Genomic DNA, 18,767 nt, shown 5'->3' on the forward strand with positions numbered 1-18,767 from the left:
GGATCACCATGACGTTGAAAAAAAGAGGATTAGGCAAAGGGTTAGATGCCCTACTGAGTAACAGTCATGCCGCCAGTAAAAAGCACACTGACGAAGCTGATGTTGTCGATAAAAAAGAAGAGCTTATCCATCTCGATTTAGACTTATTACAGCCAGGTAAGTATCAACCTCGTAAAGACATGTCCCCCGAAGCGTTGGAAGAACTGGCACACTCTATCCGCAACCAAGGCATTATTCAGCCTATCGTTGTGAGACAAGTGACGAATAACATGTATGAGATCATTGCGGGTGAACGTCGTTGGCGTGCTGCGCAACTTGCTGGCTTGAATAAAATCCCCTGCATAGTAAAGCAAGTACCTGATGAAGCCGCTGTTGCTATTGCTTTGATTGAAAACATCCAGCGTGAAGACTTAAATGCCATGGAAGAAGCCATTGCATTGCAACGTTTAATGCAAGAGTTTGAACTGACTCACCAACAGGTTGCCGATGTTGTGGGAAAATCCAGAGCGAGTGTATCTAACTTGTTACGTTTAAACGGCTTAAATGAGCCGGTTAAGCGTCTACTCGAGTATGGCGACATTGATATGGGTCATGCTCGCGCTTTGTTGGCAATTGAGGGAGAAGAACAAACAAATCTTGCGAGATTAGTGGCCGCTAAGGAATTAACCGTTCGCGAAACTGAACGATTAATTAATCAAACCTTAAATCCGCCTAAACAAGCCGAAACTACGACTAAAGATCAAGATGTTTGTCGTTTAGAGCAGCAGTTAATTGAAAGATTAGGTGCCAAGGTTTCGATCGCTCATAGCAGTAAGGGCACGGGTAAAATTGTAATTAACTATCAGAATCTGGCTGAATTAGACGGAATTCTTAGTAAAATTCATTAATGTCTGTAGATTAACAGTTTTTAATGTAAATTTGTGACAGATGCTAATCTTACGTTTTAACTCGTTTGGCGCGAGATCACGTTAAAAGTGTTGTTTTTCCTTATCTCAAAGTTGCAATGAAGGCGTGAAAAGGTATACTTTCGCAAGCTTTTTGTGCATCGACATAAATACGGGTATTTGTCATCCGGTCATCGAAACAAAAAGTATGAATGCGGAGAGGATGAATTGAGTAAGGTTTTAGCGCGTCGTGGCCGGTGGTCAGCCTATAAATTGGTGATGATGCAGGCGGCGGTCGCTGGGGGTGCTTCAATTCTCTTTTTCGCCGTGTGGGGAGTTCAGTTTGGCTATTCTGCATTAGCAGGTGGTTCAATCGCTGTGCTCCCTAATTTTGTATTCGCAACCCTCGCTTTCTCCCACACGGGAGCAAGTTCAGCTGCAAAAGTCATAAAGACTTTTTACTGGGGGGAAGCGGTAAAGTTGCTGTTAACCATCGCAATGTTTTCGTTTGTGTTTATCAATCTTAAGGTCGCTTTTATGCCGCTTTTTGTTTGTTATGTGCTGACGCTAATCGTGCATTGGACAGCTCCTTTATACTTCAAGCAAAGTTAAGTGGGATGAATCATGGCTGCAACTGGTGAAGCGTTAACACCGCAGGGCTATATCCAACATCACCTTACCAACTTAAGTGTTGGTGAAGGCTTTTGGACATGGCACATTGATTCGTTGTTCTTTTCGGTTGGTCTTGGTGTTCTGTTCCTGTGGATTTTCCGCAGCGTTGGTAAAAAAGCGACTTCCGGTGTTCCTGGCAAACTGCAATGTTTTGTTGAGATTATCGTCGAGTTCGTAAATAACAGCGTGAAAGAAAGTTTTCATGGTCGCAATGCTCTGATCGCGCCTTTAGCTCTGACCATTTTTGTATGGGTATTCATGATGAACTTCATGGATATGATCCCTGTAGATTGGCTGCCTCACGCAGCAAGTTTAATGGGTATTCCCTATCTAAAAGCGGTTCCGACGACTGACGTTAACATTACTTTTAGCTTAGCTATTGGTGTGTTCGTGCTGATTATTTTTTACAGCATTAAGGTCAAAGGTGTGTCTGGGTTTGTTAAAGAATTGACACTACAGCCCTTTAACCATAAGGCAATGATACCCGTCAACCTCCTATTAGAGACTGTTACTTTGATTGCTAAGCCAATTTCATTGGCATTGCGACTCTTTGGTAACTTGTACGCAGGTGAGTTGATCTTCATCCTTATTGCGCTGATGTATGGTACCAACTTGTTATTATCTACCCTAGGTGTGACTCTGCAACTGGGCTGGTTAATATTCCACATTTTGGTTATCACGCTGCAGGCGTTTATCTTCATGATGTTGACCATTGTTTATTTAAGCATGGCGCATGAAGATCATTAAGGATTGCTGAAGAAATTTTAAACTAAATCATCAACTAATATAGATTTAGATACTGGAGATACAGATGGAAACGATTTTAGGCATGACAGCTATCGCTGTTGCTCTGCTGATTGGTATGGGTGCTCTTGGTACTGCAATCGGTTTCGGCTTATTAGGCGGTAAGTTCTTGGAAGGCGCTGCGCGTCAACCAGAAATGGCTCCTATGCTACAAGTTAAAATGTTCATCGTAGCGGGTCTTCTTGACGCCGTAACTATGATCGGTGTTGGTATCGCATTATTTATGCTATTTACCAACCCACTGGGTGCAATGCTGTAAAAAACGCTTCTGTCTTAACTCTAAATAGGAGGCTGTTGTGAATTTCAACGCTACCCTAATCGGTCAGACGGTCGCCTTTATCATCTTCGTGTGGTTTTGCATGAAGTTTGTATGGCCCCCTTTGATGAATGCCATCGAAGAGCGCCAAAAAAGGATTGCTGACGGTCTAGCTGATGCTGATCGTGCGGTAAAAGACCTGGAGTTGGCACAAGCGAAAGCGACTGACCAACTAAAAGAAGCCAAGGTAACGGCTAATGAAATTATTGAGCAAGCTAACAAGCGTAAAGCTCAAATAGTTGAAGAAGCCAAAACCGAAGCAGACGCTGAGCGTGCTAAAATCATCGCTCAGGGTAAAGCAGAAATTGAAGCTGAACGTAATCGCGTCAAAGAGGATCTGCGTAAGCAGGTTGCTACTCTTGCCATCATGGGTGCTGAGAAGATCCTTGAGCGTTCTATTGATCCAGCCGCCCACAGTGACATAGTTAATAAACTAGTCGCTGAAATTTGATAAGGGAGTTGAGTTATGGCTGAATTAACCACCATCGCTCGCCCTTACGCAAAGGCAGCTTTTGACTTTGCTATTGAACAAGATGCAGTGGATTCTTGGGCTGAAATGCTCACGTTTGCCGCATTGGTGAGTGAAAACGAAACCATGCAACCACTGTTAGCTGGCTCTTTAGCCAGCACTAAGCTCGCAGCACTCTTTATTAGTGTGTGTGGTGAGCAAGTCAATGTGCAAGGTCAGAACCTGATAAAGGTAATGGCTGAAAACGGTCGCTTAAAGGTGCTACCTGCTGTATCTCAGTTATTTACTGAATACCGTAATGAGTGGGCAAAAGAAGTAGAAGCCGATGTGGTTTCTGCAACTGAGTTGAGCTCTGAACAACAACAGCAGATTAGTATTTCTTTAGAGAAACGTCTCGCACGCAAAGTTAAGCTGAATTGTAGCACTGACGCCGCGCTCATCGCCGGTGTAATCATTAAGACAGGAGACCTAGTCATCGATGGCTCGGTCCGCGGTAAGTTATCGCGTCTGTCTGATAAGCTGCAGTCGTAATTGGGAGTTTGAGCATGCAACTGAATTCCACTGAAATCAGCGATCTGATTAAGCAGCGGATCGAGCAGTTCGAAGTCGTTAGCGAATCTCGTAACGAAGGTACTATCGTTGCGGTAAGTGACGGCATCATCCGCATCCACGGCCTAGCCGACGTGATGCAAGGTGAGATGATCGAACTGCCTGGTAACCGTTTTGCAATCGCGTTGAACCTTGAACGTGATTCTGTCGGTGCCGTAGTAATGGGTCCTTATGCTGATTTAGCAGAAGGCGTAAAAGTGAAAACGACTGGCCGTATTCTGGAAGTTCCAGTTGGCCGCGGTCTTCTTGGCCGCGTTGTTAACACTCTAGGTGAGCCAATTGACGGTAAAGGACCTATCGATAACGATGGTTTCTCGCCAATTGAAGTTATCGCACCAGGTGTTATTGAACGTCAGTCTGTTGATCAACCAGTTCAAACTGGTTACAAAGCCGTTGATGCCATGATCCCGATCGGGCGTGGTCAACGTGAATTGATCATTGGCGACCGTCAAACTGGTAAAACAGCAATGGCGATCGACGCAATTATCAACCAGAAAAATTCTGGCATTAAATGTGTATACGTCGCGATTGGCCAAAAGGCTTCTACTATCGCTAACGTAGTACGCAAGCTAGAAGAACACGGTGCGTTAGCTAACACTATCGTTGTTGTTGCAACTGCTTCTGAAGCCGCTGCTCTACAATACTTAGCGCCATATTCTGGTTGTTCTATGGGTGAATACTTCCGTGACCGCGGTGAAGATTCTTTGATCGTATACGATGATTTGTCTAAGCAAGCAGTTGCTTATCGTCAAATTTCGTTACTGCTCAAGCGTCCACCAGGCCGTGAAGCTTACCCAGGTGACGTATTCTATCTACACTCACGTTTATTAGAGCGTGCATCACGCGTTAACGCGATTTATGTAGAGAAGTTCACTAAAGGTGCAGTAACTGGCAAAACTGGTTCTTTAACCGCGCTGCCGATTATTGAAACGCAAGCGGGTGACGTTTCTGCATTCGTACCGACCAACGTAATTTCTATTACCGATGGTCAGATCTTCCTTGAGACCGATCTGTTTAACTCTGGCCTACGTCCAGCGGTTAACCCAGGTATTTCTGTTTCTCGTGTTGGTGGTGCGGCTCAGACTAAGATCATCAAGAAACTGTCTGGTGGTATTCGTACCGCACTAGCACAGTATCGTGAGCTTGCTGCGTTCTCGCAATTTGCATCTGATCTTGACGATGCAACACGTGCTCAGCTTGAGCATGGTGTGCGTGTTACCGAACTGATGAAGCAAAAGCAATATGCTCCTATGAGCGTAGCCGCTCAAGCTGTGTCTATTTTCTCAGCTGAAAAAGGTTACCTGAAGAGTGTTGAGCTGAATAAGGTCGGTAATTTCGAAGCCGCTCTGCTCTCGTTCATGAACAGCGAGCATGCTCCTTTAATGAAGCTTATCAATGATACTGGCGATTATAGCGCTGATATCGAAGCTGAATTAAAAGCTGGCCTCGACAAGTTCGTAGCAACCCAAACCTGGTAACAATGATAGAGGTGTCTTAAGACACCTCAGGTCCAGATTGGAGAGTAGAGATGGCCGGCGCTAAAGAGATTAAAACCAAGATCGCGAGTGTGAAAAACACTCAGAAGATCACGTCCGCCATGGAAATGGTGGCAGCCAGCAAAATGCGCAGAGCGCAGGAACGCATGGCTGCGAGCCGTCCATATGCGGAAAGCATGCGTAAGGTGATCGGTCACGTCGCGCAAGGTTCTCTCGAGTATAAACACCCCTATTTGGAGGTGAGAGAGGCTAAGCGGGTTGGTTACATTGTTGTAGCAACCGACCGTGGCCTTTGTGGTGGTCTGAACGTTAACCTTTTCAAAAAGGTTATTGCAGACGTGAAAAGCTGGAAAGCCCAAGGTGCAGAATTTGAATTTTGCCCTATCGGTGCACGTAGTGTGCAGTTTTTCAAAAACTTCGGTGGACAAGTGTCTGCTCACGCTTCAGGTTTAGGCGATGCTCCAAAGCTCGCTGACTTGATCGGGACAGTCGGTGTCATGCTAGAAGCTTACAACGAAGGCAAGCTGGATCGTCTGTACGTGGTATTTAACAAATTTGTGAATACTATGACGCAGACTCCTGTGATCGAGCAGCTGCTACCTTTGCCTAAATCAGAAGATGATGAAACTGCTCATCGTTGGGATTATATCTACGAGCCAGATCCAAAAGCACTTTTGGATACTTTATTGGTCCGTTATGTAGAATCTCAGGTTTACCAAGGTGTTGTTGAAAACATTGCCTCTGAACAAGCTGCCCGTATGGTGGCAATGAAGTCGGCAACAGACAACGCGGGTGAGCTTATCAACGACTTGCAACTGGTCTATAACAAGGCCCGTCAGGCTGCGATTACGCAGGAACTGTCGGAAATTGTTTCTGGTGCCTCTGCGGTTTAGGTTAGGTAACGAATACAAGTTTTAGAGGATTAATCATGAGCACAGGTACTGTTGTCCAAGTGATTGGCGCGGTTGTGGACGTAGAGTTCCCACAAGATGCCGTACCTCAAGTATATGACGCTCTGAAAATCGTAGGTGAAGGCCCGTGTAATGGTTTGGTGCTGGAAGTTCAGCAACAGCTAGGTGGTGGTGTAGTTCGTACCATCGCTATGGGTTCTTCTGACGGTCTGCGTCGTGGTCTTGAAGTAGTAAACTCAGGTTCACCTATTACTGTTCCAGTTGGTACCGCCACTCTTGGCCGTATCATGAACGTATTAGGCGAGCCTATTGATGAAGCGGGTCCAATCGGTGAAGAAGAGCGTTATGTCATTCACCGTACAGCTCCTTCATACGAAGATCAATCAAGCTCTACTGAACTGTTAGAGACTGGCATCAAGGTTATCGACCTTGTTTGTCCATTCGCTAAGGGCGGTAAAGTCGGTTTGTTCGGTGGTGCGGGTGTTGGTAAGACAGTTAACATGATGGAACTGATTAACAACATCGCTAAAGCCCACTCGGGTCTTTCTGTATTCGCCGGTGTAGGTGAACGTACTCGTGAAGGTAACGACTTCTACTACGAGATGAAAGATTCTGGCGTTCTCGACAAAGTGGCCATGGTTTATGGTCAGATGAACGAGCCTCCAGGTAACCGTTTGCGTGTTGCACTGTCTGGTCTGACTATGGCAGAGAAGTTCCGTGACGAAGGTCGTGACGTACTGTTGTTCGTTGACAACATCTATCGTTATACCTTAGCCGGTACTGAAGTATCTGCACTGTTAGGTCGTATGCCTTCTGCGGTAGGTTATCAACCAACATTGGCTGAAGAGATGGGCGTTCTGCAAGAGCGTATCACTTCAACTAAGACGGGTTCTATTACTTCTGTACAAGCGGTATACGTACCTGCGGATGACTTGACCGATCCGTCACCAGCAACAACCTTCGCTCACTTAGATGCGACTGTTGTACTGTCACGTCAAATTGCTTCTCTGGGTATTTACCCAGCGGTTGACCCATTGGATTCGACTTCACGTCAATTAGATCCATTGGTTGTTGGCCAAGAGCATTATGACGTTGCTAACGGCGTGCAAACTGTACTGCAACGTTACAAAGAGCTGAAAGACATTATTGCGATTCTGGGTATGGATGAATTGTCTGATGAAGACAAGACTGTCGTATTCCGTGCTCGTAAGATTGAGCGTTTCTTATCTCAGCCTTTCTTCGTAGCAGAAGTCTTTACTGGATCTCCTGGTAAGTACGTTTCTCTGAAAGACACTATCCGTGGCTTTAAGGGTATTTTGAACGGTGAGTTTGATCACCTGCCAGAACAAGCGTTCTACATGGTTGGCTCAATCGATGAAGTCATCGAGAAAGCGAACAAAAAGAAATAACTAAGTATTCATACTTAGTTTTTTAAGGAGAACGGGATGGCAGCCATGACAGTACATCTTGATATTGTAAGCGCAGAGAGCAAAATCTTCTCTGGTCGTGTAGCTTCGCTGCAAGTGACTGGTTCTGAAGGTGAGTTGGGCATAATGCATGGCCACGCTCCTTTGCTTAGTTATATCAAACCTGGCATGGCGCGCATCGTCAAGCAAGACGGCAGTGAAGAAGTGTTTTACCTTTCAGGTGGTATTCTGGAAGTGCAGCCTTCTTCTGTCTCCGTATTGGCTGATGTGGTTATGCGTGCCAAAGATATTGATGAGCAAGCGGCATTAGAAGCTAAGCGTCGTGCAGAAGCCCATATGGCAACTGCTGGCGCTGACTTCAATTATGACGCGGCTATGGTTGAGTTAGCTAAGGCTATGGCTCAATTACGTGTTGTTGAAACCATCAAGAAAAACATTGCCAGATAAGGTTATTGTTTGTGAAAAAAGGCGACCCTATGGTCGCCTTTTTTGTGTCTAAAAATGGGATAGATTGGCATTCTTGCATGTCTTTGATTGACTAGCATTGCTATCTACTTCGCTTTTCGATGTGCTTTCCGTTAAAATTGCGCCACAAAATCGACCGTAATTTTTCACCCTCTTGGGTATTTGTTCAAGGATATGGTAATGGCATTAAATGTAGTGATCTTAGCGGCTGGCAAGGGAACACGGATGCGCTCTGATCTTCCTAAGGTATTACATCCCATCGCCCATAAGAGCATGGTGCAACATGTCATCGATACCGCTAATAAAGTTGGCAGTGACTCTATTCAGTTAGTCTATGGTTATGGTGCCGACAAGCTACAAGCCTGTTTGGGTGAGCAACAACTTAACTGGGTATTGCAAGCCGAGCAATTAGGCACAGGTCATGCGGTTGCACAGGCTAGCCCACATATCGCCGACAGCGATACAGTACTTATTCTTTATGGCGATGTGCCGTTGATCCAGACATCAACTCTCGAAGCCTTACTCGACGCCCGTCCTGAAAATGGCGTTGCTATTTTAACAGTGAATTTAGCTAATCCTATGGGTTATGGCCGTATTGTCCGTGAGCAAGGAAAAGTCATTGGAATTATTGAGCAAAAAGATGCGACTGCAGAACAGTTGCTGATCAACGAAATTAACACCGGCATCATGGCGGTTCCGGGTAAACAACTTAAAACTTGGTTGAGCCGTTTATCGAACAATAATGCTCAAGGTGAATATTATCTAACGGATATTATTGCTATGGCGCACGCTGATGGCGTTGCTATTGATACTGCTCAGCCACAATCGGCCATTGAAGTGGAAGGCGCCAATAATCGCATGCAATTAGCGCAACTTGAACGTGCTTACCAAGCTCGTGAAGCCGAAAAGCTCATGTTGGCGGGGGCGAACCTTCGCGACCCAAGCCGTATCGATATCCGTGGTGAAGTCACTGTTGGTATGGATGTGATGATCGATATTAATGTGATATTCGAAGGCAAAGTGACCTTGGGTAATAATGTCACTATTGGCGCAGGCGCGATTTTAATTGATTGCGAGATTGCCGATGATGCTGAGATCAAGCCTTACTCTATTATCGAAGGTGCTACGCTTGGCGTTGCTGCCAGTGCTGGCCCATTTGCCCGTTTACGTCCGGGAGCAGAGCTTAAGCAAGATGCACATATAGGCAACTTTGTTGAAGTGAAAAAAGCGGTGATTGGCGTGGGATCAAAAGCAGGGCACTTAGCCTATTTAGGCGATGCCATCATTGGTGATGGCGTCAACATTGGTGCTGGTACTATTACCTGCAACTATGATGGCGCGAATAAGCATCTTACTGTTATCGAAGATAACGTCTTTGTCGGCTCTGACACTCAGTTGGTGGCTCCAGTGACCATAGGTAAAGGGGCAACTTTAGGGGCCGGTTCAACGATTACCCGTGATGTAGGTGAGAATGAGTTAGTGATCACTCGTGTTAAACAAAAACACCTCACAGGTTGGCAACGTCCAGTGAAAATTAAAAAGTAAGTTTTAAAACTCAACTTAATGTCAAAAAAGCGGCCATGTGCCGCTTTTATCTTTATTGTGTTCAATGTGTTGCACTAAAAAGCCTTTTTATTAAGTAATGCTTAATAATTAAGATTTACTTCATGTTTTTGTGGTATGTGCAAATTGTTGGTTTTTAAGTTAATTTGATCACTATCACACTCAATTGTAAATTTTCGTAAAGAAGAGAAAATAAAAACACTTCTCATTTATATTGCCTGCAATTCTAAGACGAAAGGTCTATTTGAGGTGTTGGCAATGGTATTTAATTATTCAGTTATAGGTTTAGCTGTAGGCTCGGCATTAATGGCTATGCCGGTTATTGCAGAAGTGGCGAGCGATAAAAATATTGAGCGCATCAATGTGACTGGCCGTACTTTTAACGACTATAAAGTCGGTAGTGCATCGGGTGCCATGCGTGGCGATATCGACTTAATGGATACTCCACAGTCTGTTAATGTTATCCCTGATTTTGTGACTGATGAACAGTTGGCAACCAATCTAGCGGAAGTATTAGTTAATGATTCGAGTGTGACAGCGGGAACCACACGCTGGAACCGTCAAGTCTTCAGTATCCGCGGCTTCGAGCTCGATTCGGGTAATGGTTATCTTATCAATGGCCATCAACAATGGTCTCACTACGTACAACCAATTGAAACTTTACAGCAAGTCGAAGTATTGAAAGGTCCTTCGAGCATGTTGTACGGCCAATCTGGCCCTGGTGGTTTAGTGAATATGGTCACTAAGAAACCGACCTATGATTCAATGCTCGATTTAGGTTTTGATACTGATGGTTTTGGTTCGACCCGTGCTCAGCTAGATGCTGGCGGCAGCTTAAATGATGCTCAGAGTCTTCGTTACCGCGGCGTGTTAGTGAAGCAAGACACAAAATACTGGCGTGAGTATTCCGCTAACGATGAGAACCAAGAGCGTGACCGTTGGTTGGGCTACTTAAACTTAGAATTTGATGTCAGTGATGATGTTCTGTTATCGGTTAAGTACGATCATACCCAAGATAAAGCAGGCATTGATGCGGGTGGGTGGTTAGATAAACAAGGTAATGTTATCGGTGAACGTAAAACCGTATGGGATGCACCTTGGGCCTTTACCGATAACACAGTCTCTAACTTAGGTGCCGATTTAACTTGGCAGATGAGTGATGATTGGAAAATCAAAGTCGGTTATAACGATCAGCAGTTTAATCGCCAACGTTTAGACTCTGCGCCAAGTTTGATTGAAGGCTCTGAAGATCCATTCAAAGATGGTTATAACATCAAACCATTCGACCGTTATGACGATTGGCAGCATAAAACGGCCTATGTCGATTTCACGGGTGAATTTTCTTTGGCAGGAATGGAGCATCAATTCCTTATTGGAGCTAACTATTTAGACTATTTCTATCAGCAGCAAATTCAGAAAGGCAAAAGTCAGCCCGTAATTCCTGGGCAACCAATTATTCAGCAAGATCTTGATTATCACCAAGGTAAGCTAAGCAACCCAAGCGAATACAAGTATTACGGTTTCTATTTACAGGATTTGATGACGCTTAATGATCAATGGAAATTGCTTGCTGGTGTGCGTTACGACGAACAGAAGAAAGACGGAGAAGGTGAAAACAGCTATGCCGTGTCGCCTAAGTTTGGGGTAATTTACTCGCCAATGGCTAATGGTAGCATTTACGTTAATTATTCAAAAAGCTTTACACCACAGGGTTCAGTAACCAGTTCTGAAGATGTCAATCATGGAGATAACCTGAAACCTGAGTACGGTACTCAATATGAACTAGGGACTAAGTGGGAGTTGTTTGATGACAGCCTACTGTTAACAGCAGCCCTGTTTGATATTACGGTTTCTAATGTCACCATAGAGCAAGATATTCCCGAAACGAGTGATGGCAATAAAACTATTACTACTCAAGGTGGTGAGCAGCATCACCGCGGCTTTGAAGTTGGTGCCCAAGGTCAGTTAGGTGATAGCTGGTTTGTGACTTCTTCTATGATGTATTTAGATGCGGAATATAAAACGGGTGCTGGCAAGATCGATGGGAAAATCTTAGATGGTAAAACTCCTATTGATGCGCCTGAGTGGTCGGCGAATATCTGGACTCGTTATGAAGTAACTGACAACTTTGCGATGAACTTTGGTGCTATTTATGTGGGTGAGCGCTTCGCCGATAAAGATAACAGCATTACCAAAGATGGTTATGTGCGTTTTGATATAGGTGCAGCCTACACTATGGATATCATGGGTAAAGATGTCAGTATTCGTGCCAACGTCAGAAACCTCTTTGATACTGAATATTTAGATGGTGGCAGTGATAAGATGGTGACGATTGGCCAAGATCGTAACTTCAGTGTTGCTGTTGAAGCTAAGTTCTAATACTTATTAGGATTTTTAATCCATTTAAAGCAGTTTATCCCTAAAGGATAAACTGCTTTTTTATGGGCTAATTTCCAAGTTGACTGGCTAGACAGATAAAAAAATTGCTTGGATCATGCAAAAGTGTGTTTCGTATGACTAGCAAAAAAGTTTCGTTTCACTATAATGTATCTTTCGAATCGAAACTTAACTGAAAGGTTTTATGAATAAACGAAACACACAGCAGCGTCGCCACAGCATAATCACCATATTGAACGAACAGGGTGAAGTGAGCGTTGATGAACTGTCGTTACGTTTTGAAACCTCAGAAGTGACGATTCGCAAAGATCTGGCTGCGCTTGAGAAAACGGGTTTATTATTGCGCCGTTACGGTGGCGCCGTGGCGATTCCAGACGAAGTGACCCAGCAGTTTTCTGCCAAAATCGCGCCTAATAAGCTGTCTATTGCGAAAACTGCCGCGCAGCTGATTAAAGATCACAATCGCATCATTATTGATAGCGGCACTACAACTTCTGGCTTGATTGAACAGCTAAACGATAAGCGCGGGCTGGTTGTCATGACCAATGCATTGCACCTTGCCAATGCCATCCATGAACTCGAAAACGAGCCAACTCTATTGATGACCGGTGGCACTTGGGACCCGCATTCTGAATCCTTTCAAGGTCAAGTCGCCGAGCAAGTGTTGCGTTCATATAATTTCGACCAACTGTTTATCGGTGCCGATGGTATCGATCTTGAACGCGGGACCACCACTTTTAACGAGTTAACAGGCCTAAGCAAAGTGATGGCCGAAGTTTCCCGCGAAGTGATCGTTATGGTCGATTCAGACAAAATCGGCAAGCGGATCCCTAACTTAGAGTTACCGTGGTCCAAGGTCAGTGTGTTGGTCACCGACTCACGTATCGACGAGAGTGCGCTCAAACAAATTTCAGATCAGGGCGTGCGAGTTATGTTAGCGCCCTACGCTCAATAGACAAAATAGCTTAACAACTTCATTTTAATTTATAGGTAAAGACTATGTGTGGAATCGTAGGCGCCGTGGCGCAAAGGGATGTGGCTGAAATTCTGGTAGAAGGCTTACGCCGTTTAGAATATCGCGGATATGACTCTGCAGGCGTTGCCGTTATTCACAATGGTGAACTCAACCGTACGCGCCGCGTTGGCAAAGTACAAGAGTTGTCGGCTGCGCTTGAAACTGACCCATTAGCGGGCGGAACTGGTATCGCGCACACTCGTTGGGCGACCCACGGTGAGCCGAGTGAGCGTAATGCTCATCCGCATTTATCGGAAGGTGATATTGCCGTGGTGCACAACGGTATTATCGAAAACCACAATAAACTGCGCGAAATGCTTAAAGGTTTAGGTTACAACTTTAGTTCAGATACCGATACCGAAGTGATTTGTCACTTAGTGCACCATGAGCTGAAAACCCATAGCACTCTACTTGGTGCTGTACAAGCCACAGTTAAACAACTCGAAGGCGCCTATGGCACAGTCGTTATTGACCGTCGTGATAGTGAACGTATGGTTGTTGCTCGCTCTGGTAGTCCATTGGTGATTGGTTTTGGTTTAGGTGAAAACTTTGTCGCTTCAGATCAACTCGCCTTATTACCCGTCACTCGCTCATTTGCTTTCCTAGAAGAAGGTGATGTGGCCGAAGTGACCCGTCGCAGCGTGAGTATTTTCGACTTAAACGGTAATGCCGTTGAGCGTGAAGTCAAAGAATCTGAAATTACCCACGATGCCGGTGACAAAGGCGAATATCGCCACTATATGCTTAAAGAAATTTACGAGCAGCCATTGGCACTGACGCGCACAATTGAAGGTCGTATTGCTAATAAGCAAGTGCTAGACACGGCTTTTGGTGACAACGCTGCTGAGTTTTTAAAAGATATCAAACATGTGCAAATCATCGCCTGTGGTACTAGTTACCATGCGGGCATGGCGGCACGTTACTGGTTAGAAGATTGGGCTGGCGTGTCTTGTAACGTCGAAATTGCCTCTGAATTCCGTTATCGCAAGTCGCACTTATTCCCAAATAGCCTGTTGGTGACGATTTCACAATCGGGTGAAACTGCCGATACCTTAGCGGCCATGCGCTTAGCGAAAGAAATGGGTTACAAAGCCACATTGACGATTTGTAATGCGCCAGGTTCATCACTGGTTCGCGAATCTGACATGGCTTACATGATGAAAGCGGGCGCCGAGATTGGCGTGGCATCGACTAAAGCTTTCACAGTACAACTTGCTGGCTTATTAATGTTGACTGCGGTGATCGGTCGCCACAATGGTATGTCTGATCAAATGCAGGCCCAAATCACTCAAAGCCTACAATCTATGCCAGCAAAAGTGGAACAAGCTTTAGGTTTAGATGCTGCGATTGCTGAACTGGCTGAAGATTTTGCCGATAAACACCATGCATTATTCCTTGGCCGTGGCGATCAATATCCGATTGCGATGGAAGGCGCGTTAAAGCTGAAAGAGATTTCTTATATTCATGCTGAAGCTTATGCCTCTGGCGAATTAAAACACGGCCCACTAGCGCTTATCGATGCCGATATGCCAGTGATTGTCGTTGCGCCAAACAATGAATTGCTCGAAAAACTGAAATCGAATGTTGAAGAAGTGCGTGCCCGTGGCGGCTTAATGTATGTGTTTGCCGATGTGGATGCCGAGTTTGAGTCGGATGACACGATGAAAGTGATCCCTGTGCCACACTGTGACATCTTTATGGCGCCACTGATCTACACTATTCCTTTACAGCTATTGTCGTACCATGTTGCATTAATCAAAGGTACTGACGTGGATCAACCACGTAACTTGGCAAAATCTGTAACAGTAGAATAAATAGAGATATTTAAATGAAAACCGCTTTTATTGGCGGTTTTTTCATTTAGATTCACGACAAAATGACGATTAACTTACAGTAATAGCAAATGCTGGTGGCTTAACTTTCTATGCTGGAATGGCATCTAGCTCGTGCTGCTTTTTTGCCTCAATGCGTTTCCACACTTTGTCATGGAAGTAAAACACTACAGTGTTAATCGCGGGTTCTACTAAGGCTACTGCGCCACCGACGACTACGCTGCCAGTTAATAAATAGGTTACGGTAAAAGCGACGCTAAAATGTAGTACAGCAAAAGTGAGTGTCTTAGTCATGATCTTGTCCTCTAAATAGGCTCCCATCGGGAATATCTAGATGATAACAATTCTCATTAAAATTAAAAGCTGTGTTTTCAGATTAGTTTAAACGGTTTTATCTATTTATCCGTTGTAAAAAACATAAAGCCCTCACGATGGAGGGCTTTGAGTATTTAAACGTAAATTAATACGATTCTAAAATTAGTAGTGCCAAGGGAAGGCTGAAAAATCTTGATCGCGTTTTTCGAGGAAGGCATCGCGTCCTTCCTGTGCTTCGGCGCTCGCATAGGCTAAACGCGTCGCTTCACCGGCAAATAATTGCTGACCGACCATGCCATCGTCTGTCATGTTGAAGCCGTATTTAAGCATACGCATAGCCGTAGGTGATTTAGAGTTAATCTCTTTCGCCCACATTAATGCTTCGGTTTCTAGCTCTGCATGGGGAACGGATTTATTAACCATACCCATGTCGAAGGCTTCATCGGCACTGTAGTTAAAACCACAGAAGAAGATTTCGCGGGCACGTTTTTGACCTATCATTTTGGCGAGATAAGCACTGCCATAACCTGAGTCGAAGCTCGCAACATCGGGATCGGTTTGTTTAAATATTGCGTGTTCTTTCGAGGCTAAGGTTAAGTCGCACACTACGTGTAAACTATGGCCGCCACCCACCGCCCAACCTGGCACAACGGCGATGACCACTTTAGGCATAAAGCGGATAAGGCGTTGCACTTCTAATATATGTAAGCGGCCCATTCTGGCTTGATCGGCTTTACCTTCTTCGGCGCCTTCATATTTATAGCCATCTTTGCCGCGAATACGTTGATCGCCACCTGAACAGAACGCCCAGCCACCATCTTTTGCCGAAGGACCGTTACCCGTAAGCAGTACGCAACCCACATCAGACCATTGGCGTGCATGGTCGAGTGCGATAAATAATTCATCAACGGTTTTAGGTCGGAAGGCGTTGCGGCACTCTGGGCGATTAATGGCAATGCGTACTGTACCGTGCGCTTTGGCTCTGTGGTAAGTAATATCGTCGAAATGAAATCCACTGACTTCATCCCATAGGGTGGGATCAAAAATGTCTGATACTTGTTGGGTCATGATTCATAGGCCTTTATGCTGTAATGCCTCAAAGGCTAGGCGGAATCATATATAAGGTCAATCACCTAAGTCTAAACCTTAGCGCTATATAGCAAAATCCCGTTTGCCTATGAGTCTGTAATGATTAGAGGTGATCACATAGATAAAGCTGATTATCTTTGCTAAACACTGGATGTTGAGGTGCCATAGTACCGCAATAGTTAGCCTTAAAGTCGGCAATAGACTCGGGTGTCATTGGAATTTGATTGAAGGCTTCGAGTTCTAATGTGGATAAACGTTCTATTATGTCGGTTCTTACCTTAGCTAGTTTATGGTCGATTTTAATAATTTTTGTTCCTGTCATAGAGTCAACTTTATTCTCTATTTCTTTGATCATCACCTCAGTCTTTGCAATAGGAACATCTAATTTATCTGTTTCTGTGTATAAGTAATATAAAGCACCCGCGAGTAGCGCCAATATGATCCAACCTTTCATCTTTTAGTCCAACATAAGTGAATAACCATTAAGAATATGGGTATAATAAGCTAGTTTTCGTCCAATATTAAAGCAGTAAAAGGCTGTAACGATGAACTCAGAATCTAACAACAAGGACTATTCGAAAACCAATCGAATTAAGATTCACCAGCCAGATGCGAGTAAAGCCGATCGCTTTAATCCTCGTAATCGGATTTATGTCCGAGCCATAGACGGTTTGTGGAGTAGCGTACGTCGCCGCATGGGCTGGATCGCCATGTTATTTTTCCTACTTTTACCTTGGATCCCTTGGGGCGACCGTCAAGCCGTATGGTTTAACTTGGGCGAACAAAAGTTTCACGTCTTCGGTTTAACGATTTGGCCGCAGGATCTCACCTTGCTTGCAGCGTTGTTTATGATCGCTGCCTTCGCTCTGTTTTTTGTGACCACCTATCTTGGCCGTGTTTGGTGTGGATACACTTGCCCCCAAACAGTATGGACCTTTATGTTCATCTGGTTCGAGGAAAAACTTGAAGGCGCACGCAATAAACGTATTAAGTTAGATCAAATGCCATGGAGCTTTGACAAACTCTGGCGTAAAACGGCAAAACATACGGCCTGGCTATTGCTCTCACTGATGACGGCGATGACCTTTGTGTCCTATTTTGTGCCAAGTCGTGAAGTCTATGTCGACGTATTTACACTTAATGCTTCTGGCGGTATCTACTTCTGGGTCGTGTTTTTTACACTTGCCACATACGGCAATGCGGGTTGGATGCGTGAAATCATGTGTATCCACATGTGTCCTTATGCTCGTTTCCAAGCGGCCATGTTCGATAAGAATACTTTTATCGTGGGTTACGATACTAAACGTGGTGAGACCCGTGGTCCGCGTTCACGCAAAGATGACCCTAAAGAGCTAGGGCTTGGCGACTGTATCGACTGTGACTTGTGTGTGCAGGTATGTCCTACGGGAATCGACATTCGTAATGGTCTGCAATATGAGTGTATTAACTGCGGCGCTTGTATCGATGCCTGCGATCAAACCATGGATCGTATGGGATATGAAAAAGGGCTTATCAGTTATACCACCGAGAACAAGTTAGAAGGAATTAAGCAAAAAGTGCTGCGACCTAAACTTGTCGGTTATGGCGTGGTACTGATAGCTATGATATTAGTCTTTATATACTCCAGTGCGACCATAGCACCTGTGCGTATGGACATCATTCGTGACCGTAACCAGCTCTATAGAGAGAACAATCAAGGTTTGATTGAAAACACCTTCACCTTGAAGATTCTTAATAAGACTGAGCAATCCCACGAATACACTATGAGTGTCGAAGGATTAGACAACTATAAATGGTACGGTCCAACTTCGGTCACTATTGCTGGTGGTGAAGTGTTAACTCTCCCTATTAGTGTCGGTATCGATCCGGTTGAGCTGTCTCGTTCAGTTACTAATATCGAGATAAAAGTGAAAACTCATATCGACGGTGAAGAAGTCGAAGTTGAGCAAGAATCTCGCTTCTTTAGTCCATAGATAACAGTATTTATGATGATCTAGCTGAGCGTGACTCATATAGATTGCCAGACTTAATCGAGATAAAGGGGCTTTTTAGCCCCTTTTTTATACGTATCGTTTGATAAGTAAACGTCTAAACCATTAATCGTTATTTTCCTACAAAAAGCCCTTGCACAAAATCTCCTGCTCCCTATAATGCGCATCCACTGACACGGCAGACGGCGTTAAGCAGCTGACGAGTTAGGTTGAATTGAGTCGCTTTTAAGCACTTAATTCAAGCGCAGCAAGAAGTTGTAAAATACTCCTTGACGCGAAACGGGAAATGCGTAGAATACGCAGCCCTAGCCAACTGGAAGCGTTCGGCGCTCAGTGTGGTACTCAAGTTCTCTTACGAATATTGAGTTGCTCTTTAACAAGATAAAACAAGAAATCTGTGGAGTTTACTCCTGAGGTGGCGAGCGGCGGACGGGTGAGTAATGCCTAGGGATCTGCCCAGTCGAGGGGGATAACAGTTGGAAACGACTGCTGCTAATACCGCATACGCCCTA

Annotated in this window: 18 protein-coding genes; 15 read left to right on the forward strand and 3 right to left on the reverse strand. The window is 44.7% G+C overall.

From position 1 onward, the window contains the following. Positions 1-8 precede the first annotated feature (8 nt). From L5L98_RS19205 to glmS, 14 genes are all read left to right on the forward strand, one after another. Positions 9-887 (forward strand): ParB/RepB/Spo0J family partition protein, encoded by an 879-nt coding sequence (locus tag L5L98_RS19205; protein WP_131524523.1) that lies wholly within the window; start codon positions 9-11, stop codon positions 885-887. A 225-nt stretch (positions 888-1,112) separates the two neighbouring features. Further along, entirely contained in the window at positions 1,113-1,496 is a 384-nt protein-coding gene (locus tag L5L98_RS19210; protein ID WP_105250794.1) for an ATP synthase subunit I, read from the forward strand. A gap of 12 nt (positions 1,497-1,508) precedes the next feature. Then, positions 1,509-2,303, forward strand: coding sequence for a F0F1 ATP synthase subunit A (gene atpB / locus L5L98_RS19215; protein ID WP_105250793.1), 795 nt, complete (start codon positions 1,509-1,511; stop codon positions 2,301-2,303). Positions 2,304-2,367: 64 nt separating this feature from the next. Further along, positions 2,368-2,619, forward strand: a complete 252-nt coding sequence (gene atpE / locus L5L98_RS19220) for a F0F1 ATP synthase subunit C (protein WP_006083840.1) — start codon at positions 2,368-2,370, stop codon at positions 2,617-2,619. A 37-nt stretch (positions 2,620-2,656) separates the two neighbouring features. After that, entirely contained in the window at positions 2,657-3,127 is a 471-nt protein-coding gene (atpF, locus tag L5L98_RS19225; protein ID WP_006083841.1) for a F0F1 ATP synthase subunit B, read from the forward strand. A gap of 15 nt (positions 3,128-3,142) precedes the next feature. Further along, complete coding sequence (gene atpH / locus L5L98_RS19230; protein WP_006083842.1) at positions 3,143-3,676, forward strand: F0F1 ATP synthase subunit delta; 534 nt, start codon at positions 3,143-3,145, stop codon at positions 3,674-3,676. Positions 3,677-3,690: 14 nt separating this feature from the next. Further along, positions 3,691-5,232, forward strand: a complete 1,542-nt coding sequence (atpA, locus tag L5L98_RS19235) for a F0F1 ATP synthase subunit alpha (protein WP_168827626.1) — start codon at positions 3,691-3,693, stop codon at positions 5,230-5,232. Between the two features lie 50 nt (positions 5,233-5,282). Beyond that, entirely contained in the window at positions 5,283-6,143 is an 861-nt protein-coding gene (gene atpG, locus L5L98_RS19240; RefSeq protein ID WP_006084762.1) for a F0F1 ATP synthase subunit gamma, read from the forward strand. 35 nt (positions 6,144-6,178) lie between these two features. Next, positions 6,179-7,570 (forward strand): F0F1 ATP synthase subunit beta, encoded by a 1,392-nt coding sequence (gene atpD, locus L5L98_RS19245; RefSeq protein WP_105250791.1) that lies wholly within the window; start codon positions 6,179-6,181, stop codon positions 7,568-7,570. Between the two features lie 36 nt (positions 7,571-7,606). Next, the gene (locus L5L98_RS19250; protein ID WP_105250790.1) at positions 7,607-8,035 is read left to right on the forward strand and encodes a F0F1 ATP synthase subunit epsilon; all 429 of its coding nucleotides are present in this window, start codon (positions 7,607-7,609) and stop codon (positions 8,033-8,035) included. A gap of 198 nt (positions 8,036-8,233) precedes the next feature. After that, positions 8,234-9,598: a bifunctional UDP-N-acetylglucosamine diphosphorylase/glucosamine-1-phosphate N-acetyltransferase GlmU gene (gene glmU, locus L5L98_RS19255; RefSeq protein ID WP_219255776.1), complete on the forward strand. Its 1,365-nt coding sequence runs from the start codon at positions 8,234-8,236 to the stop codon at positions 9,596-9,598. A 276-nt stretch (positions 9,599-9,874) separates the two neighbouring features. Then, positions 9,875-11,995 (forward strand): TonB-dependent receptor, encoded by a 2,121-nt coding sequence (locus L5L98_RS19260; RefSeq protein WP_263142901.1) that lies wholly within the window; start codon positions 9,875-9,877, stop codon positions 11,993-11,995. Between the two features lie 202 nt (positions 11,996-12,197). After that, entirely contained in the window at positions 12,198-12,968 is a 771-nt protein-coding gene (locus L5L98_RS19265; protein ID WP_131524526.1) for a DeoR/GlpR family DNA-binding transcription regulator, read from the forward strand. Between the two features lie 44 nt (positions 12,969-13,012). Beyond that, complete coding sequence (glmS, locus tag L5L98_RS19270) at positions 13,013-14,842, forward strand: glutamine--fructose-6-phosphate transaminase (isomerizing) (protein ID WP_131524527.1); 1,830 nt, start codon at positions 13,013-13,015, stop codon at positions 14,840-14,842. Positions 14,843-14,950: 108 nt separating this feature from the next. On the opposite strand, the gene L5L98_RS19275 is transcribed toward glmS, so the two are convergent. The 3 genes from L5L98_RS19275 to L5L98_RS19285 form a co-directional block, all read right to left on the reverse strand. Next, entirely contained in the window at positions 14,951-15,154 is a 204-nt protein-coding gene (locus L5L98_RS19275; RefSeq protein WP_105250772.1) for a DUF2061 domain-containing protein, read from the reverse strand. A 183-nt stretch (positions 15,155-15,337) separates the two neighbouring features. Further along, entirely contained in the window at positions 15,338-16,243 is a 906-nt protein-coding gene (locus L5L98_RS19280) for a 1,4-dihydroxy-2-naphthoyl-CoA synthase (protein ID WP_113941423.1), read from the reverse strand. 124 nt (positions 16,244-16,367) lie between these two features. Further along, on the reverse strand, positions 16,368-16,718 hold the full coding sequence (locus tag L5L98_RS19285) for a hypothetical protein (protein ID WP_219252105.1): 351 nt from the start codon (positions 16,716-16,718) through the stop codon (positions 16,368-16,370). A 91-nt stretch (positions 16,719-16,809) separates the two neighbouring features. Between L5L98_RS19285 and ccoG the strand changes: the two genes are divergently transcribed. Continuing rightward, a complete protein-coding gene (ccoG, locus tag L5L98_RS19290; protein ID WP_105250769.1) occupies positions 16,810-18,237 on the forward strand; it encodes a cytochrome c oxidase accessory protein CcoG in 1,428 nt (475 codons plus the stop codon). Positions 18,238-18,767: the final 530 nt, after the last annotated feature.

The organism is Shewanella sp. SM23 (assembly GCF_025654295.1).
GTDB lineage: Bacteria > Pseudomonadota > Gammaproteobacteria > Enterobacterales > Shewanellaceae > Shewanella > Shewanella oncorhynchi.